The organism is Bacillus sp. X1(2014) (genome assembly GCF_007678255.1).
The window spans coordinates 125,273-140,777 of sequence record NZ_VEED01000001.1 but is presented as its reverse complement, the minus strand read 5'-3'; the positions used below and the strand labels follow the sequence as shown (position 1 = coordinate 140,777).

The window sequence follows — 15,505 nt, the reverse complement described above, 5'->3', positions numbered from 1 at the left end:
AATGTCTTAGTAACGCAAAATAAAACAAAAAGATTGGAGAAATACACGATGCATACGATGTGGAAAGGCAGTATCAGTTTTGGGCTTGTAAATATACCCATCAAACTCCATACAGCAACAGAAGATAAAGATATCAAACTTCGAACCCTGCATAACAAATGTCATGCTCCGATTAAATATGAGAAGATATGTTCTGTCTGTGAGGAAGAAGTGAAACCAGAGGATATTGTTAAAGCGTATGAATATACAAAGGGAAAATTTGTCGTCTTAGATCATGAAGAGCTTGAGAAGTTACGTAAAGAAAACGAGGATAAAGCGGTTGAAATTGTTGACTTTGTTAAAATGGACCAAATTGATCCCATATACTACGATCGTAGTTATTATATGTCTCCAAGTGAGGGTGGAGGCAAGGCCTATTCCTTGCTAAGAAAAGCCTTATTGGAGTCACAAAAAGTGGGCCTTGCTAAAATTATCATTCGTTCAAAAGAGCAATTAGCAGTCATACGTGTGTATGAAAATGTTTTAGTCATGGAAACCATCCACTATCCAGATGAAGTTCGAAAAGCGGGTGATGTACCGAGCGTGCCTGCTGAAGATAAGGTGACGGAAAGAGAACTTGATACTGCGATCATGTTGATTGACCAATTGACAACAGATTTTAACCCAGAAAAGTATACGGATGATTACAGAACTGCATTGCTTGAGTTAATTGAATCGAAACGAAATGGACAAGAAACCGTATCCGCAGCTACGAAGGAAGTTGCTTCAAATGTCACGGACTTAATGGCCGCATTACAAGCATCCATTGACAGGACAAAACCTTCAAAAACAGCTGCGCCAAGAAAGAAAGCAGCACCTAGAGTCAAAAAACGAGCATAGGAAAGTGTTGACAAAACCGATTCGAATCCACGAATCGGTTTTTATATTAGTTCTTTCAACCAATTAAATCGCATATTTTTTAGAAATATAATTTATTGGGGGAGATACGCATGGCAACTAATGTCCTTATGATTGCTGATCCAGGTATCGATGATTCTTTTGCCATAATGTATGCCTTACTAAATCCAAAAATTAACCTGGTTGGTATTGTCAGTGGTTATGGTAATACCCCAAAAGAAAAATCGGTTAAGAACACAGCTTATCTGCTAACTTTAGGAGGAAGAGAAGATATTCCAATTATTGCAGGGGCCGCAGGACCTCTATCAGGTGAACCAATCGTATATTACCCAGAAATACATGGTAAAGAAGGATTAGGACCCATAAAACCACCAGATACGATCAAGAATACAAAAGTTTATGATATTAACAAAGTTATTGAAATTGTTAATCAATTTAAAGGGAATCTTGTGATTGTATCTGTCGGAAGATTGACCGAATTAGCATTGATGTTTATCTTATATGGAAATGACGCATTAAAAGGAGTCAACGCTTTTTATATTATGGGTGGGGCTTTTTTGGTCCCGGGCAATATTAGCGCTGAAGCAGAAGCGAATTTTTATGTTGATCCAATTGCGGCAAATTCGGTTATGGAAAAAGCACATAATATTTTTTTATTTCCTCTCAATGTAACCAATAAAGCCCTCATCACACCCGAAATTATTGACTTTCTAAGCAAAAACAGCCCTACACCTTTTCGTCTATTACTAAAACCAGCATTTGATTATTACTATAAAGCATATCAGAAAAATGTCCCGGGTATTAAGGGAGCACCACTTCATGATGTCGTCCCACTCATGGCGTTAACAGAGCCTGAGTTGGTGAAATATATTCCAAGACGAGTAAGAGTCGAGGAATTCGGGAATGCCAAAGGAAAAAGTATTGCTGATTTTCGTCCAAAACCGGATAAAGAACCCGTAGTTACTCTTGATTACATCGGTATAGAAGCGGATATACAGAAATTTGTCGTTAACTTTATGGAAGTATTTTTACAAGGTAATTTTAATAAAGAATAATGAAACTCATGTCCTAGAGTTTCATTTTCTGTATGTTTGAGACAAGTCTGGTAAGCTATTATAAATTCTGAAATATTTTCTCTGAATTTCCTAGTTTTTGAAATTCAATTGACGATATGGCCAAAATCTGTTAAAATGAAGATACGCTTTTAAGTTAGTTAAATATTTATTTGTTTAGGTAGCCGTAACTGCACGAAGATGTGGGTGATGTCTATTACCCAAACGTGTCAGTACGTCTTTTTTATTTTTTTTAACTGAAAATTAAAGTGAACAATTATTTTGGAGGTTATTTCATGAATAACGGTAAAGTTAAATGGTTTAATGCAGAAAAAGGTTTTGGATTTATCGAAGCAGATGGCGGTCAAGACGTATTTGTTCACTTTTCAGCAATTCAATCAGAAGGCTTCAAAACTTTAGAAGAAGGCCAATCAGTATCTTTCGAAATCGTTGAAGGTGCTCGTGGACCACAAGCTTCTAACGTTAAAGCAGTTTAATTCTATTAAAATAAAAAGGTGATGCACTAGATTTAGCATCACCTTTTTATCTATAAAGTTTTATATATGAAAAACTAGTTTTAGGTGGCAATAGGACACTGCTAAATGATGTATTTCCATATTATTTAGCTAACAAACAAAATAGTAAAAACAGTCATGCACTAATTATAAGGGGTGATCGTTTTGGCGTTTGGTAGAAAAAATGATGAGGAAATCAAATTAGAAGAAACGAAAATATGGGTATGTAATTCAGCAACTTGTAAATGCTGGGTACGCGATAATTTTAAAAGCACAGATGTGCCATTATGCCCGATTTGTAAAAGTGAAATGAGTTTAACAACAAAAGAATTACAAGTAATTCATAACCATAGTAAAAACTTTATGTAATAAGCAGCAGGGAGCGATTTAATCACTCCCTGTTTTTTTAATCTTTAGCATGCTCTTTACAATAGGCAAGGACTAATGCCTCTTCATCTTCTTCAAGAGCAAAATCCAGCACATTTTCACTCCCTTGTTCATAAAGATAAAAATTGGTGATTTTTTCACCATTTTCATCGCTAACAAAGATGGTTCTTAGGCCAATTCCTTTATCTGAAAATAGCTCATCTTCTTCATCAACTTCTAATTCTAGGAAAAACTCATAACGGTCACCTGATAATAGACCGAATGGATCTTCTAATTTTTCAACAGTGTGTCCAGTAATGTTCAAGTGTATCATCCTCTGCAAAATATTCATCCATACTATTATACACATATTTGTTTCAACAAGAAAAAATTGAATCGTTTTTGATATTTTTAGCGTGAATTGTGATTTTTTACATAGGTATAATCCCTTAATAATGAGGAATTATACCTTTTTTTATTTTACCCTAATAAAAGAACCTGTTGATTGGAGTGGAAGGCGGCGAAGACTCCTGCGGGAGTACGGGGCAGGGAGGCCCCGCAGGTGCTTCAGCGCCGAGGAGGCTCCCCGGCACGCCTGCGGAAAGCGAATCCGTCTGGAGCGGAAATCAACAGCTAATTTAAACACAGAACCTAATTTTAAGAGACTTTTTCAATATCTCTGGTGTTTTTTTATATATTAAAAAACAGGACAACCTACATATTATACTGTGGTAATTTATAAATTTTCAGAAATCGTTCAAAATCGTTCAAAATTTGATTGTTTTTGAAAGAAAATGATTGATATTTGCAATCGTTTTCAGTATTATGTAGTTATAGAATAAAAAATCTAGGTGGTGATGACATGTTAACACCAGAACGTCATCGAGTGATTCTACAATTATTAAAAGAGAAAAATGTCGTTAAAATTACCGAAATTATGGAGTTAACGGAGTCTTCGGAGTCAACTATACGCCGTGACCTTTCACAATTAGAGGACCAAAAGTTTTTAAAGAGAATACATGGAGGTGCCTCAAGATTACAAGGGAAACTTCAAGAGCCCAGTATGATTGAGAAATCTTCCAAAAACCTTCAAGAAAAGCGACTGATTGCAAAATACGCAGCCAGTTTAGTTGAAGAAGGAGACAGCATTTATCTTGATGCAGGGTCAACTGTAATTGAAATGATTGAATTCCTCCCTTTTAAGGATATCGTTGTTGTCACGAATGGGTTCATGCATTTAAAACCATTATTAGAAAAGGGTATAACCACTTATTTAATTGGCGGCTTGGTGAAGCCTAATACTAATGCTTTCATCGGAAGGGGAGCCATAGAATGCTTAGACCTTTACCGTTTTGATAAATGTTTCATAGGAGTGAATGGCATTCATCCACAATTTGGGTTTACCACGCCAGATCAGGAGGAGGCCATGGTAAAGCAAAAGGCTATTTCACTTTCAAGAGAGACGTATGTAATAGCTGATCATTCAAAATTTGCCGAAATCTCGTTTGCCAAAATTGCAGATATACACGAAGCGGCCATTATTACGAATGAATTGGATGACGAATCAAAAAAGCAATACTTAAATAGAACTACAATAAAGGTTGTGACAGCATGATTTATACATTGACGTTAAACCCCTCTGTTGATTATATCGTTAAACTAGAGAGCTTTCAGATTGGTGAGTTAAATCGAACAGTCGATGAGGCGAAATTTCCAGGCGGGAAAGGAATCAATGTGTCAACAGTTTTGAACCAATTTGACACTAGGAGTATAGCACTAGGTTTTGTTGGTGGTTTTACCGGTGCTTATATTGAGCAATATCTTCAAAAGGAAAAGATTGAAACAGATTTTGTTCAAGTCGATGAAGATACACGAATCAATGTAAAACTAAAAACGGGTCAAGAGTCCGAGATTAATGCAAAAGGACCGAAAATTACCGAAGAAAACTTCTCATTACTAAAGCAAAAAATTAAGCAATTAGGTGCCAATGATTTATTGGTCCTGGCTGGGAGCATTCCTAGTAGTTTACCGAAAACAACCTATGAGGAACTGGTCAAAATTTGTAGTGAAAGCAGTGCACAATTTGTAGTGGATGCAGAAGGAGATTTATTGAAAAAAGTTCTCCCTTATCAACCATTATTAATCAAACCGAATCATCACGAGCTTGGGGAACTATTTGAAACAACTATTACCACCGCGGAAGAAGTCATTCCCTACGGGAAGAAACTCGTTGATATGGGGGCAAAAAATGTAATTGTTTCGCTTGCTGGTGCCGGGGCGGTTCTGATCAATAGTGAAACAACACTATTGGCAGAAGTTCCAAAAGGAGAAGTGAAAAACTCAGTAGGTGCAGGTGACTCGATGGTCGCAGGTTTCTTAGCCGCTTACGTGAAAACTAGAAATATTGAAGAATCTTTTCGCTATGGTGTGGCATCAGGAAGTGCAACAGCCTTTTCACTTGGTTTATGTACGAAGGAAAAAGTAGAAGAACTTCTTCCACAAGTTCATATAAAAGAGATTCGATAAGGGAGAGAATGTCATGAAAATTACTGAATTGTTATCGAAAAATACGATTCTATTAAATATTGAGGGCAATCAAAAAGAGGCAACGATTGATCAACTAGTAAATGTTCTTTATACTGCTGGCAAAATATCTGATCGTGCTGAATTTAAAGCAGCCATTTTAAAACGTGAAGAGCAAAGTACAACGGGAATTGGAGATGGAATCGCCATCCCGCATGCTAAAACAAAAGTAGTAAAAGAAGCAGCAATTGTCTTTGGAAAATCAGCTACTGGTGTGAATTATGAATCATTGGACGGAAAACCTGCACATTTATTTTTCATGATTGCTGCCCCAGATGGTGCGAATAATACACATTTAGAAGCATTAGCACGGCTCTCTGGTTTGTTAATGAAGGCGGAAGTTCGTTATGAGCTTTTAAAGGCGACGACTCCAGAAGAAATTCTTGATACTATTAACCGCTTCGACAAAGAAGACAAACAGGAAACCGTACCCACGACAGAAACTAAGAAAAACTTTATCGTTGCTGTAACGGGTTGTCCAACGGGTATTGCCCATACCTATATGGCGGCTGATTCTCTAAAAGCAAAAGCAGCTGAAATGGGTGTGGACATTAAGGTTGAGACAAATGGTTCTGGCGGTGCAAAAAATGTCCTGACAAAAGAAGAAATTGAAAATGCAACAGCAGTTATTATTGCCGCAGATATCAATGTTGAAATGGATAGGTTCAAAGGTAAGCATGTGATTCAGGCAGCGGTGGCTGAAGGAATTCGTCGTCCAGAACAATTAATTAACAAGGCACAAAATCAGGATGCCCCGATATTTAAAGGGAATGGCAGCCAAAGCGAAAAAGCAGCCGATCAAAAAGGTTCACGTACAGGATTTTATAAGCATTTAATGAATGGTGTTTCTAACATGCTTCCGTTTGTTGTTGGAGGCGGGATTTTAATTGCGATATGCTTTATGTTTGGTTATAACTCATTTAAGCCGGATGATGCTACTTATAATCCTATTTCTGAAGCCTTAATGACGATTGGCGGCGGTAATGCATTTGGACTCATTGTTCCTGTTTTAGCAGGGTTCATTGCTTTAAGTATTGCAGACCGTCCTGGTTTTGCACCTGGTATGGTTGGCGGTATGATGGCAGCAAGTGGTGGAGCTGGTTTCCTTGGCGGTTTGGTCGCAGGTTTTCTAGCAGGATATGTTGTCCTTCTTCTTAAAAAAGTATTTGCTGGACTTCCTAGATCTTTAGAAGGTATTAAGAGCATCTTACTTTACCCGCTTTTTGGTATCGCAATAACAGGCTTTATCATGCTATATGTAGTCAACAAACCAGTTGCTTGGTTAAATGGAACGATTGCTGATTGGTTAACAGGACTTGGGACAGGTAATGCAGTTTTATTAGGTATTGTTCTTGGACTTATGATGTCCTTTGATATGGGGGGGCCAGTAAACAAGGCTGCCTATGTATTTGGAACAGGATTATTATCAAGTGGTGTCTATGAGCCGATGGCGGCAATTATGGCTGCAGGTATGGTTCCACCGTTAGCTATTGCTCTTGCAACGACATTCTTCAAAAATAAATTTAATGATCAAGACAGGGACGCAGGAAAAGCTTGTTATGTTATGGGCTTATCCTTCATTACCGAAGGCGCGATTCCCTTTGCTGCAGCTGACCCATTACGTGTTATTCCTTCTGTTATGGCTGGTTCGGCCATCGCAGGTGCACTATCGATGGCATTCGGAATTGGTCTCCGTGCCCCACATGGTGGAATATTCGTCGTCCCATTGGTAGAAAATGGTGCCCTTCTTTATGCACTCGCCATTTTAGTGGGCTCTGTTGTTTCAGCATTATTAATCGGTTTTCTAAAAAAACCAGTAAAATAAAACGTATCAAAAGAGCTGAGGACTAACCTCAGCTCTTTTGGTCTTGTGCCGTTGGTTTGATCGCTATCAATGCGACAATGGCTGCAATAATACTTAAACTACCTAATAGGATAAAAATCCAATGAGTTTCTTTCTTTAGTAACAATGCAATAATCGGCGGTCCCGCCGCCACTCCAATAAATCTCATTGAACTATAAATTGATGAGATGGTGCCTCTTTCTTCCTTTTCAACACCCTCAGTAATCAGGGCGTCTAGACAAGGAAGCCCTAAACCAATACCTACACCGCTAATTAGAAACATGGTAATTACGTACCAAAGTTTTATCGAAAACCACAAGGCACCAATCGATAGGGCTGTAGCAATCACCCCGCCAAATGTAATCCATTTCATAAGAACTTTATTTTTCTTAATCACTTTTCCGCTGATAAACGAAGATAAACAAAGTGCACCAAGTGGTAAAGCTAGAAAGAATCCTTTCTTGATATCCTTAATACCATATTCTTTTTCAAAAAGCTCAGACAGATAAAACAAAATTCCAAAAAGGACAAACATTAAGATTCCGCCAATAAAAAAGATGGCATATAGCCAGCGGCCCTTTTCAGTAAAGGTTTTCTTCACATTGATGAAAAAAGCTTTAAATGGGATTGGTTTCTCTGTTGATTTTGGACTTTTGACCAGGAACATAATCATCAAAACAGAAATGACACAAAATACTGGAAAGGAAAAAAACGGCATAAACCAAATGAATCCCGCAAGAAAAGCCCCTAAAATAGGACTTAATACCTTTCCGAATGTATTCGATGTTTCAATTAGTCCTAGACAGCAGCTAACATCATCCTCATTTTTAAACATATCACCAACCAATGGCATAACGATTGGAGCTGCTCCAGCTGCTCCAACCCCTTGAAGGGCCCGGCCAGCTAAAATAATCCAATAGGCATCATCCATTTTCCACGCAGCAAAACCTGAAATCAGCCCGCCAATTCCAGCAATGATAAGGCTTGGAATAATGACCTTTTTTCGACCAATATGGTCTGATAAATAACCTGCAACAGGTATTAGGAAAATAGCAACAATCGAATAAACAGTAATAACCATACTGGTTTGAAAGGAAGAAACCGATAATTTTTTTTCCATTGAAGGTAGAACAGGTATTAACATGGAGTTACCCAACGTCATGACTAGTGGAATGGAAGACAGTGAGATGATTGCCCACTTCTGATTAGCTATTTCATTCGATCGCTTTTGTCCCGCTGCTGATTGTTTCTTTTTCGCAGCTTTTGGATTTTGGCTTAAATGCTCAATATGCTCCATTAATCTTCAATCCCGCCTTCGTTATATGCTACTATTACTATTCGCTTATTCACTTTAAAAAAACCTTGTGAAAGCATCCTTTAAATGGAATTAATAAATTGGCCAATGATATAAAGCCTTAGAGGAGGAAGGTGAATTTTCAAACTAATTTAAAAATTTATAAATCTTTTCCTTGACTTCAGCTTGAAATTTGCGTAGGATATAAATCAAAGTTAAATAATTAACTCGTTGAACAAGAGGAGTACACTAATTTATTTCTTCAAAGAGAGTCGGGGTAGGTGGGAGCCCGATAGGAAAGGATTTGTGGAATGGACTTGTGAGAGGCATCTTGAATCTAAGTAGGGATGCACGGGTCTCCACCGTTAAAAGGATAGGATATCGAACAGATTGTTCCGTATCTGAAGAGGAAGCAGGGAAATCAACTGCTTCAAACAGAGGTGGCACCACGACCATAGAATCGTCCTCTATATGCGTAAATTTTTGCGCATATAGAGGGCGATTTTTTTTTTATTTTGAAGGGAGTCCTAACATGAAAACTAAAATAGATTATTTCATAAAGGAAATCAAAGGAGACACGCTTACACCAATTTCCATCTTAAAAAAAATAAACGGGAAAAAGAAATTCCTCTTAGAAAGTTCACATAAGTATAATGATTCTGGTCGATATTCCTTTATTGGTGCAGAACCGGCCTTTGAACTTATTTCGAGGGGAGATCGGAATGAGATTCTTAAGCGGAATGGTGAAAAAGAAGTTTTAACGGGAAATCCTCTAGAAGTGTTAAAAACACTTATCCCGCCAAGGGGCTTTGAAGAGTATCCCTTCCCGTTTATTGGAGGGGCAGTTGGATTTGTAGGTTATGACATTATTAGGCAGTATGAAGTGATAGGAGAGGAATTTCCAAACGGTATGGAAATGCCGGATGTACACTTAATGTTTTATGAAGAAGTAATAGTCTTTGATCATCTCCAAGACAAGGTTTTGATTTGTGGTTGTCCTTTAACAAAGGAGAGCGACACCGCTGTAATTGAAAAAAGAATCGAGCGCAGAATAGAAGAACTCAAACAGCCTACTTTTTACCCAACAGAAGAGCCTTTTAATTTTTCAGGCTTTGTCTCTGAAACAACAAAAGAAACCTTTATCAAAAATGTAGAAATTGCGAAGGAGCATATTTTAGCTGGTGATATTTTTCAGGTGGTTCTTTCGAGGAGGATGAAATCAGCATTTAATGGAGACCCATTATCACTTTATCGCCAACACCGTGCAAATAATCCAACACCCTATATGTTTTATATTGATTATGACGGCTATACCGTGATTGGCTCATCTCCTGAGAGCTTAATTAAAACAAGAGCACAGAAAGTTATTTCGAATCCTATCGCTGGTACAAAAAGACGCGGGAAAACAAATGAAGAAGATTTGTTGATTGAACAAGAATTGAAAAATGATGAAAAAGAACTGGCAGAGCATAAGATGCTAGTTGACCTTGGCAGAAATGACCTCGGAAAAATTTGCGAATTTGGGTCCGTTCAAGTGGATAAGTATATGGCAGTGGAGAAATATCGTCATGTGATGCATCTTGTCTCAGAAGTAAGCGGTCATTTAAATTCTGGCAAGACAGCCATAGATGCGCTTGCTGCCTGTCTGCCTGCCGGGACTGTCTCAGGAGCTCCTAAGGTTCGAGCCATGGAGATTATTAACTCTTTGGAAAAGTCAAAACGAGGGTTATATTCAGGAGCTGTTGGATATATATCCGCCGATGGAAATATGGATTTTGCCCTTGCCATTCGGACGACGATTTTAAAAGAGGGTACGGCTTATATTCAAGCCGGAGCTGGGATCGTGTATGATTCAAATCCAGAGTCCGAATATCAAGAGACGATAAACAAACTAAACTCTTTCTTGGAGGGTGAGAAATGATTTTACTGATTGATAATTTTGATTCGTTCACATTCAACCTCTATCAATATCTAGGAGAACTAGGGGAACAGACAACAGTTTTTAGGAATAATCAGCTAAGCATGGAACAAATCAAGGAATTAAACCCTAAAGCAATCATTCTTTCCCCGGGACCAGGAAAGCCAGAGGATGCCGGAATTTGCATCGAATTAATTCAAACATTTTTTAATGAAATACCAATTTTAGGGATTTGTCTTGGCCATCAAGCCATCGGTGCAGCATTCGGTGGTGAGATAAAAAGAGCAGCCCTAATCAAGCATGGTAAAACATCATTCATTTCGCATCAGTGCGATGGATTATTTGCAGATCTACCCAACCCATTAGAAGTCATGCGCTATCATTCATTAATTATTGAAAAGTGTAGTATTCCTGAAGTGCTCGAGTGCATCGCTCATTCTGACGAAGATCAGGAAATTATGGCGATCAGACATCGTGACTATCCTGTTTTTGGGCTTCAGTTTCATCCGGAGTCGATCGGTACTCCTTCCGGCAAACAAATCCTGAATAACTTTTTAAATGAGATAGAGAGGATGGAGAAAAATGAAGAATTATTTACTCCAATTAGCTGAACGTGAATCATTTTCTGAAAATCAGATGGAAGAAGCGGTTAGTTGCATTTTGGGTGAAGAGGTTTCAGAATCCGAAATTGCTGCCTTCTTAATGGGCTTGAAATCAAAAGGAGAAACAGTTGAAGAAATTACCGGAATAGTAAAAGCAATGAAAGCAAATACACTGAAATTTAAAGAGAAATTTTCTGGAGTTATCGATAATTGTGGGACCGGAGGAGATGGTTCTTCAAGTTTCAATGTAAGTACTACTTCTGCTTTTGTGATTGCTGGTGCTGGAATTCCTGTTGCCAAGCATGGCAATAGAAGTGTTTCGAGTAAAACAGGAAGTGCCGACGTACTCGAATACTTAGGAATTAATTTAAATCTTTCAGCAGAAAGAACAGAAGAAATTCTGCAGGAAATTGGCTTATCTTTTTTATTTGCACCAAATGTTCATCCGAAATTAAAGAAAGTCATGACCGTCAGAAGACAATTAAAGATTCCAACGATATTTAACTTTATCGGACCACTTACAAACCCAATTGAGTTGGACTATCAATTGTTGGGTGTGTATCGGAGAGATTTATTGAATGTGTTTGCTGAAGTACTCTTAAAGTTAGGACGCAAGCGGGCCATTGTCATCAATGGAGCAGGCTTTATGGATGAAGCATCGCTTCAGGGGGAAAACCATTTAACCATTTTAGAGGATGGTATCATTACTAATCAGTCATTCTTTCCTGAAGAAGTCAATCTTCCACAATATGATAACAGTTGTATTAAGGGTGGTGACTCCAAGGAAAACGCTGGGATTTTGATTAATGTGTTAAAAGGGGAAAAGGGCGCTTACCGCGACACGGTAATACTTAATTCGGGGCTCGGAATCTTTACAGCTGGAAAAGCAAGTTCCATTGAGGAAGGTATCCACGTAGCAAAAGAGATCATTGATTCTGGAGCTGCTTATGAAAAATTAACCACTCTAATTGAAAAATCTCAAGCAGCAGGGCAGAAAGAGGCGATATAAGTGGCAACCATTTTAGATAAAATTATTGAACAAAAGAAAAAAGAAGTTCTATTCCTGCGAGAAGGGAACCAACTATTCGAAGAAACAAACCAGCCGAGAAGATCATTTATTCAAAAACTTAAAACAACTGATCAAATATCGATTATCTCAGAGTTTAAGCGGGCATCGCCTTCGAAAGGGATCATTAATAATTCGATTGATCCTGCCTATCAGGCGGGATTATATGAAGCATATGGCGCGTCAGCTATTTCTGTTTTAACGGACCAAACTTTTTTTAAAGGATCTTTCTCCGATTTAAGAGCAGTTCGGAGTAAAGTGAATCTGCCGATTCTCTGTAAAGACTTTATCATAGATGAATTGCAAATAAAGCTTGCCGCCTCAAATGGTGCGGATATTATTTTATTGATAGTAGCTGCCTTAGATGAACAGAGATTGGTTGAACTTTTTCAATACGCTAAGGAGCTAGGTCTAGAAGTATTGGTCGAAGTTCATAATCGGGAAGAATTGGAAGTAGGACTAAAGACTGGTGCAAAGTTGATTGGGGTAAACAATCGTGACTTAAAGACCTTTCATGTCTCCCTGGAGGTGACGGAGACCTTAGCATCGATTGTTAAAAACTCTGGTGCGTATCTCATTAGTGAAAGCGGGATTCATCACCAAGAGGATGTAGCACGCGTTAGAAATGCAGGAGCTAATGGAATATTAGTGGGCGAAGCGTTAATGAAAAGTCCAGATGTGAAACAATCCTTTTTAGACTTTCGCTTGCCACTTATTGGAGGTGTCATTAAATGAAAGTGAAAATTTGTGGAATCACTGACGTAGAAACTGGGATAGAAGCGGCTCGTTATGGTGCTGATGCTATTGGGTTTGTCTTTGCAGAAAGTAAGCGCAGAGTCACCATTGAGAAAGCGCAAGAAATAATTGGTTATTTACCAGTAGAGGTTCATAAGGTCGGTGTTTTTGTAAATGAATCACGTGAAGAAATTGAGAAAATTGCTTCTACTGTAGGCCTTACACATATCCAATTACACGGAGACGAAACAGGACGATTTAGTAAATCGCTGTCATTGCCTGTGATTAAATCAATAAGTTTTCAAGGAAATGAAGGCTTAGCAGCATTGGCTGATTATCCATGCGAGTTTATTTTATTAGATAGTCCTAAGGGCAAATACAGAGGTGGAAATGGAACGGTATTTAATTGGAATGAGGTTGACCCTACCTTAATTAATAATCACAAAATTATCCTTGCCGGTGGTTTGCATGCAAAAAATGTGGAAGAAGCGATAAAGATTATTCGACCATATATGGTAGATGTTAGCTCGGGGGTAGAAACCGATGGGAAGAAGGATTTAGAGAAGATTAAAACATTTATAGAAAAAGCGAAAAGCACACCTGTAGGGAGGTAAAGGGAATGAACACTTATACATTACCGAATGAGAAAGGCCACTTCGGCATTTTCGGAGGAAGATTTGTCCCTGAGACATTGATGAAAGCAGTAATTGAGCTTGGTGAAGCATATGAAAGCGCGAAAAAGGATCCTTCCTTTCAAGTGGAAATTCAAGAGTTATTAAAAAACTATGTTGGTAGAGAAACGCCATTGTATTATGCAAATAATCTTACAAGACATGCCGGAGGAGCTAAGATTTTTCTTAAAAGAGAAGATTTAAACCATACAGGTGCCCATAAAATTAATAATGCTATTGGGCAAGCACTATTAGCCGTACGTATGGGCAAGAAAAAAATCGTTGCTGAAACGGGAGCTGGCCAGCACGGTGTAGCAACTGCGACCGTTTGTGCTTTACTAAATCTTGATTGTATCGTGTTCATGGGTGAAGAGGACATCAAAAGGCAGGCCCTTAATGTTTTTAGAATGGAATTGCTGGGTGCAAAGGTTGTAAGTGTTACCTCTGGGAGCGCCACATTGAAAGATGCAGTAAATGAGGCGTTAAGATACTGGGTAGAAAATGTTGATGATACTCACTATTTATTGGGTTCGGTAATGGGGCCGCATCCATTTCCACAGATGGTCAGGGATTTCCAAAGTGTGATTGGTAAGGAAACAAAACACCAATTCCAATTAAGCGAAGGGACACTTCCAGATGCCGTGGTAGCCTGCATTGGCGGCGGGAGCAATGCAATGGGGATGTTCTATCCTTTTATCGAAGATGAAGAGGTTAGTCTCTATGGTGTAGAAGCAGCTGGACAGGGTGTTGATACAAAGTACCATGCAGCCTCCTTAACTAAGGGAAGTCCAGGGGTATTACATGGAGCACTCATGTATCTTTTGCAAGACCAAGATGGTCAAGTTCAAGAAGCACATTCTATCTCGGCCGGATTAGATTATCCTGGTATCGGACCGGAGCATAGCTATTTACATGACATTGGTCGTGCAAAATATCATTCGATTACCGATAAAGAGGCACTAGACGCTTTTCAGCTTTTATCTAGACTGGAAGGAATCATCCCAGCCCTTGAGAGTGCACATGCCATTGCTTTCGCAGTTAAGCTGGCAGCAGAAATGGACGAATCCAAAAAAATTGTAGTGTGCTTATCAGGGCGCGGTGATAAAGATGTAGATACGGTGAAAACACGTTTAGGAGAGGAGAGATAAGAAATGAACCGTTTTGAAAAAACTTTTGCAGCATTGAAAGAGAATAATACAAAAGCGTTTGTTCCATACATCATGGCAGGAGATGGCGGGCTGGAATGTTTAGTTGACCGCCTTAAATTATTAGAGAAATTTGGTGCAACGGCTATTGAAGTGGGGGTTCCATTTTCGGATCCAGTGGCCGATGGACCAACCATCCAGCAGGCAGGAATTAGAGCACTTGGAAATGGTACAACTCTAAAAGGCATTATTACAGAACTAGGAAAGGCACGAAAGGAAATTAATGCTCCAATCATCCTTATGACTTATTTAAATCCAATTTATCGCTATGGGATCAATGAATTTGTCCAAGATATTGGGAATGCAGGTGTAGACGGGTGTATTATTCCCGATTTACCGATAGAAGAAGAAGGAATTATTACATCGCTGCTAGAAGAGGCTGAAATAGAATTAATTCGACTTGTCACGCTCACAACACCTATTGAGCGAATCAAGACCATTGCAAATAAGGGCAAGGGATTTTTATACACGGTAACAATTAAGGGGATTACAGGTGTGAGAAATGAATATGATTCGGAATTGAATCAATTCTTACAGAATGTAAAAGCTCAAAGTCCAATCCCTGTCTTGGCTGGATTCGGCATTTCAAGCCAAGAACAGATAGCAGACTTAACAAAGTACTGTGATGGAGTTATAGTTGGCAGCAAAATTGTCGATCAATTTCATAATGGAAAACTGGTTGAGATGGAAAAGTTAATGTCTGTTTTTAAACCAATATCCAAAATGGTATAAGCACACAGCATAACTGTCTCGCCTTG

At 38.6% G+C, this 15,505-nt stretch carries 16 protein-coding genes and 1 other annotated feature; of the genes, 14 read left to right on the top strand and 2 right to left on the bottom strand.

All coding sequences use genetic code 11. The annotated features are described in order from the left end of the window. Positions 1-48 precede the first annotated feature (48 nt). The 4 genes from ku to FS608_RS00680 all read left to right on the top strand — a co-directional run bounded on the left by ku (position 49) and on the right by FS608_RS00680 (position 2,833). Positions 49-879 (top strand): non-homologous end joining protein Ku, encoded by an 831-nt coding sequence (gene ku / locus FS608_RS00695; protein WP_144547200.1) that lies wholly within the window; start codon positions 49-51, stop codon positions 877-879. 110 nt (positions 880-989) lie between these two features. Then, positions 990-1,952 carry a nucleoside hydrolase gene (locus tag FS608_RS00690; RefSeq protein WP_144547197.1) on the top strand — a complete coding sequence of 321 codons (963 nt, stop codon included), beginning with the start codon at positions 990-992 and terminating at the stop codon, positions 1,950-1,952. A gap of 293 nt (positions 1,953-2,245) precedes the next feature. Then, the gene (locus FS608_RS00685) at positions 2,246-2,446 is read left to right on the top strand and encodes a cold-shock protein (protein ID WP_132094519.1); all 201 of its coding nucleotides are present in this window, start codon (positions 2,246-2,248) and stop codon (positions 2,444-2,446) included. 183 nt (positions 2,447-2,629) lie between these two features. Next, complete coding sequence (locus FS608_RS00680) at positions 2,630-2,833, top strand: cold-shock protein (protein WP_186328561.1); 204 nt, start codon at positions 2,630-2,632, stop codon at positions 2,831-2,833. 37 nt (positions 2,834-2,870) lie between these two features. Here the strand turns inward: FS608_RS00680 and FS608_RS00675 are convergent, their stop codons facing one another. Beyond that, positions 2,871-3,164 carry a DUF6509 family protein gene (locus tag FS608_RS00675; RefSeq protein ID WP_144547195.1) on the bottom strand — a complete coding sequence of 98 codons (294 nt, stop codon included), beginning with the start codon at positions 3,162-3,164 and terminating at the stop codon, positions 2,871-2,873. A 528-nt stretch (positions 3,165-3,692) separates the two neighbouring features. Here FS608_RS00675 and FS608_RS00665 point away from each other — a divergent pair. From FS608_RS00665 to FS608_RS00655, 3 genes are read left to right on the top strand one after another with little or no spacing between them, the layout of a single operon-like run. Beyond that, entirely contained in the window at positions 3,693-4,445 is a 753-nt protein-coding gene (locus tag FS608_RS00665) for a DeoR/GlpR family DNA-binding transcription regulator (RefSeq protein ID WP_144547193.1), read from the top strand. Beyond that, the gene (pfkB, locus tag FS608_RS00660; RefSeq protein WP_144547190.1) at positions 4,442-5,356 is read left to right on the top strand and encodes a 1-phosphofructokinase; all 915 of its coding nucleotides are present in this window, start codon (positions 4,442-4,444) and stop codon (positions 5,354-5,356) included. The genes FS608_RS00665 and pfkB overlap by 4 nt, the downstream gene beginning before the upstream one ends. A gap of 13 nt (positions 5,357-5,369) precedes the next feature. Continuing rightward, the gene (locus FS608_RS00655) at positions 5,370-7,238 is read left to right on the top strand and encodes a PTS fructose transporter subunit IIABC (RefSeq protein WP_144547187.1); all 1,869 of its coding nucleotides are present in this window, start codon (positions 5,370-5,372) and stop codon (positions 7,236-7,238) included. Between the two features lie 28 nt (positions 7,239-7,266). Here the strand turns inward: FS608_RS00655 and bcbE are convergent, their stop codons facing one another. Further along, a complete protein-coding gene (bcbE, locus tag FS608_RS00650) occupies positions 7,267-8,553 on the bottom strand; it encodes a bacillibactin exporter BcbE (protein WP_144547185.1) in 1,287 nt (428 codons plus the stop codon). Positions 8,554-8,772: 219 nt separating this feature from the next. Beyond that, positions 8,773-9,021, top strand: a binding site (T-box leader). Positions 9,022-9,082: 61 nt separating this feature from the next. Between bcbE and trpE the strand changes: the two genes are divergently transcribed. Genes trpE through trpA form a run of 7 tightly spaced genes read left to right on the top strand, consistent with a single transcriptional unit; the run spans position 9,083 to position 15,479 of the window. After that, complete coding sequence (gene trpE, locus FS608_RS00645; RefSeq protein WP_144547183.1) at positions 9,083-10,471, top strand: anthranilate synthase component I; 1,389 nt, start codon at positions 9,083-9,085, stop codon at positions 10,469-10,471. Further along, complete coding sequence (locus FS608_RS00640) at positions 10,468-11,079, top strand: anthranilate synthase component II (RefSeq protein ID WP_144547181.1); 612 nt, start codon at positions 10,468-10,470, stop codon at positions 11,077-11,079. The genes trpE and FS608_RS00640 overlap by 4 nt, the downstream gene beginning before the upstream one ends. Continuing rightward, positions 11,051-12,079, top strand: a complete 1,029-nt coding sequence (trpD, locus tag FS608_RS00635; protein ID WP_144547179.1) for an anthranilate phosphoribosyltransferase — start codon at positions 11,051-11,053, stop codon at positions 12,077-12,079. Before FS608_RS00640 ends, trpD begins: the two co-directional genes overlap by 29 nt. Beyond that, a complete protein-coding gene (gene trpC / locus FS608_RS00630; protein ID WP_144547177.1) occupies positions 12,080-12,871 on the top strand; it encodes an indole-3-glycerol phosphate synthase TrpC in 792 nt (263 codons plus the stop codon). Then, positions 12,868-13,485: a phosphoribosylanthranilate isomerase gene (locus tag FS608_RS00625; RefSeq protein ID WP_144547175.1), complete on the top strand. Its 618-nt coding sequence runs from the start codon at positions 12,868-12,870 to the stop codon at positions 13,483-13,485. The genes trpC and FS608_RS00625 overlap by 4 nt, the downstream gene beginning before the upstream one ends. Positions 13,486-13,490: 5 nt before the next feature. Beyond that, positions 13,491-14,690, top strand: coding sequence for a tryptophan synthase subunit beta (gene trpB, locus FS608_RS00620; RefSeq protein ID WP_144547173.1), 1,200 nt, complete (start codon positions 13,491-13,493; stop codon positions 14,688-14,690). A gap of 3 nt (positions 14,691-14,693) precedes the next feature. After that, entirely contained in the window at positions 14,694-15,479 is a 786-nt protein-coding gene (trpA, locus tag FS608_RS00615) for a tryptophan synthase subunit alpha (RefSeq protein ID WP_144547171.1), read from the top strand. The last annotated feature ends 26 nt before the right edge of the window (positions 15,480-15,505 follow it).

Coding starts and splice junctions, on each gene's coding strand:
- FS608_RS00675 (WP_144547195.1), bottom strand. CDS start 3,164: ATGATACACTTGAACATTACTGGACACACTGTTGAAAAATTAGAAGAT.
- trpE (WP_144547183.1), top strand. CDS start 9,083: ATGAAAACTAAAATAGATTATTTCATAAAGGAAATCAAAGGAGACACG.
- FS608_RS00685 (WP_132094519.1), top strand. CDS start 2,246: ATGAATAACGGTAAAGTTAAATGGTTTAATGCAGAAAAAGGTTTTGGA.
- FS608_RS00690 (WP_144547197.1), top strand. CDS start 990: ATGGCAACTAATGTCCTTATGATTGCTGATCCAGGTATCGATGATTCT.
- pfkB (WP_144547190.1), top strand. CDS start 4,442: ATGATTTATACATTGACGTTAAACCCCTCTGTTGATTATATCGTTAAA.
- bcbE (WP_144547185.1), bottom strand. CDS start 8,553: ATGGAGCATATTGAGCATTTAAGCCAAAATCCAAAAGCTGCGAAAAAG.
- FS608_RS00640 (WP_144547181.1), top strand. CDS start 10,468: ATGATTTTACTGATTGATAATTTTGATTCGTTCACATTCAACCTCTAT.
- FS608_RS00665 (WP_144547193.1), top strand. CDS start 3,693: ATGTTAACACCAGAACGTCATCGAGTGATTCTACAATTATTAAAAGAG.
- ku (WP_144547200.1), top strand. CDS start 49: ATGCATACGATGTGGAAAGGCAGTATCAGTTTTGGGCTTGTAAATATA.
- FS608_RS00655 (WP_144547187.1), top strand. CDS start 5,370: ATGAAAATTACTGAATTGTTATCGAAAAATACGATTCTATTAAATATT.
- trpA (WP_144547171.1), top strand. CDS start 14,694: ATGAACCGTTTTGAAAAAACTTTTGCAGCATTGAAAGAGAATAATACA.
- trpB (WP_144547173.1), top strand. CDS start 13,491: ATGAACACTTATACATTACCGAATGAGAAAGGCCACTTCGGCATTTTC.
- trpD (WP_144547179.1), top strand. CDS start 11,051: ATGAAGAATTATTTACTCCAATTAGCTGAACGTGAATCATTTTCTGAA.
- FS608_RS00625 (WP_144547175.1), top strand. CDS start 12,868: ATGAAAGTGAAAATTTGTGGAATCACTGACGTAGAAACTGGGATAGAA.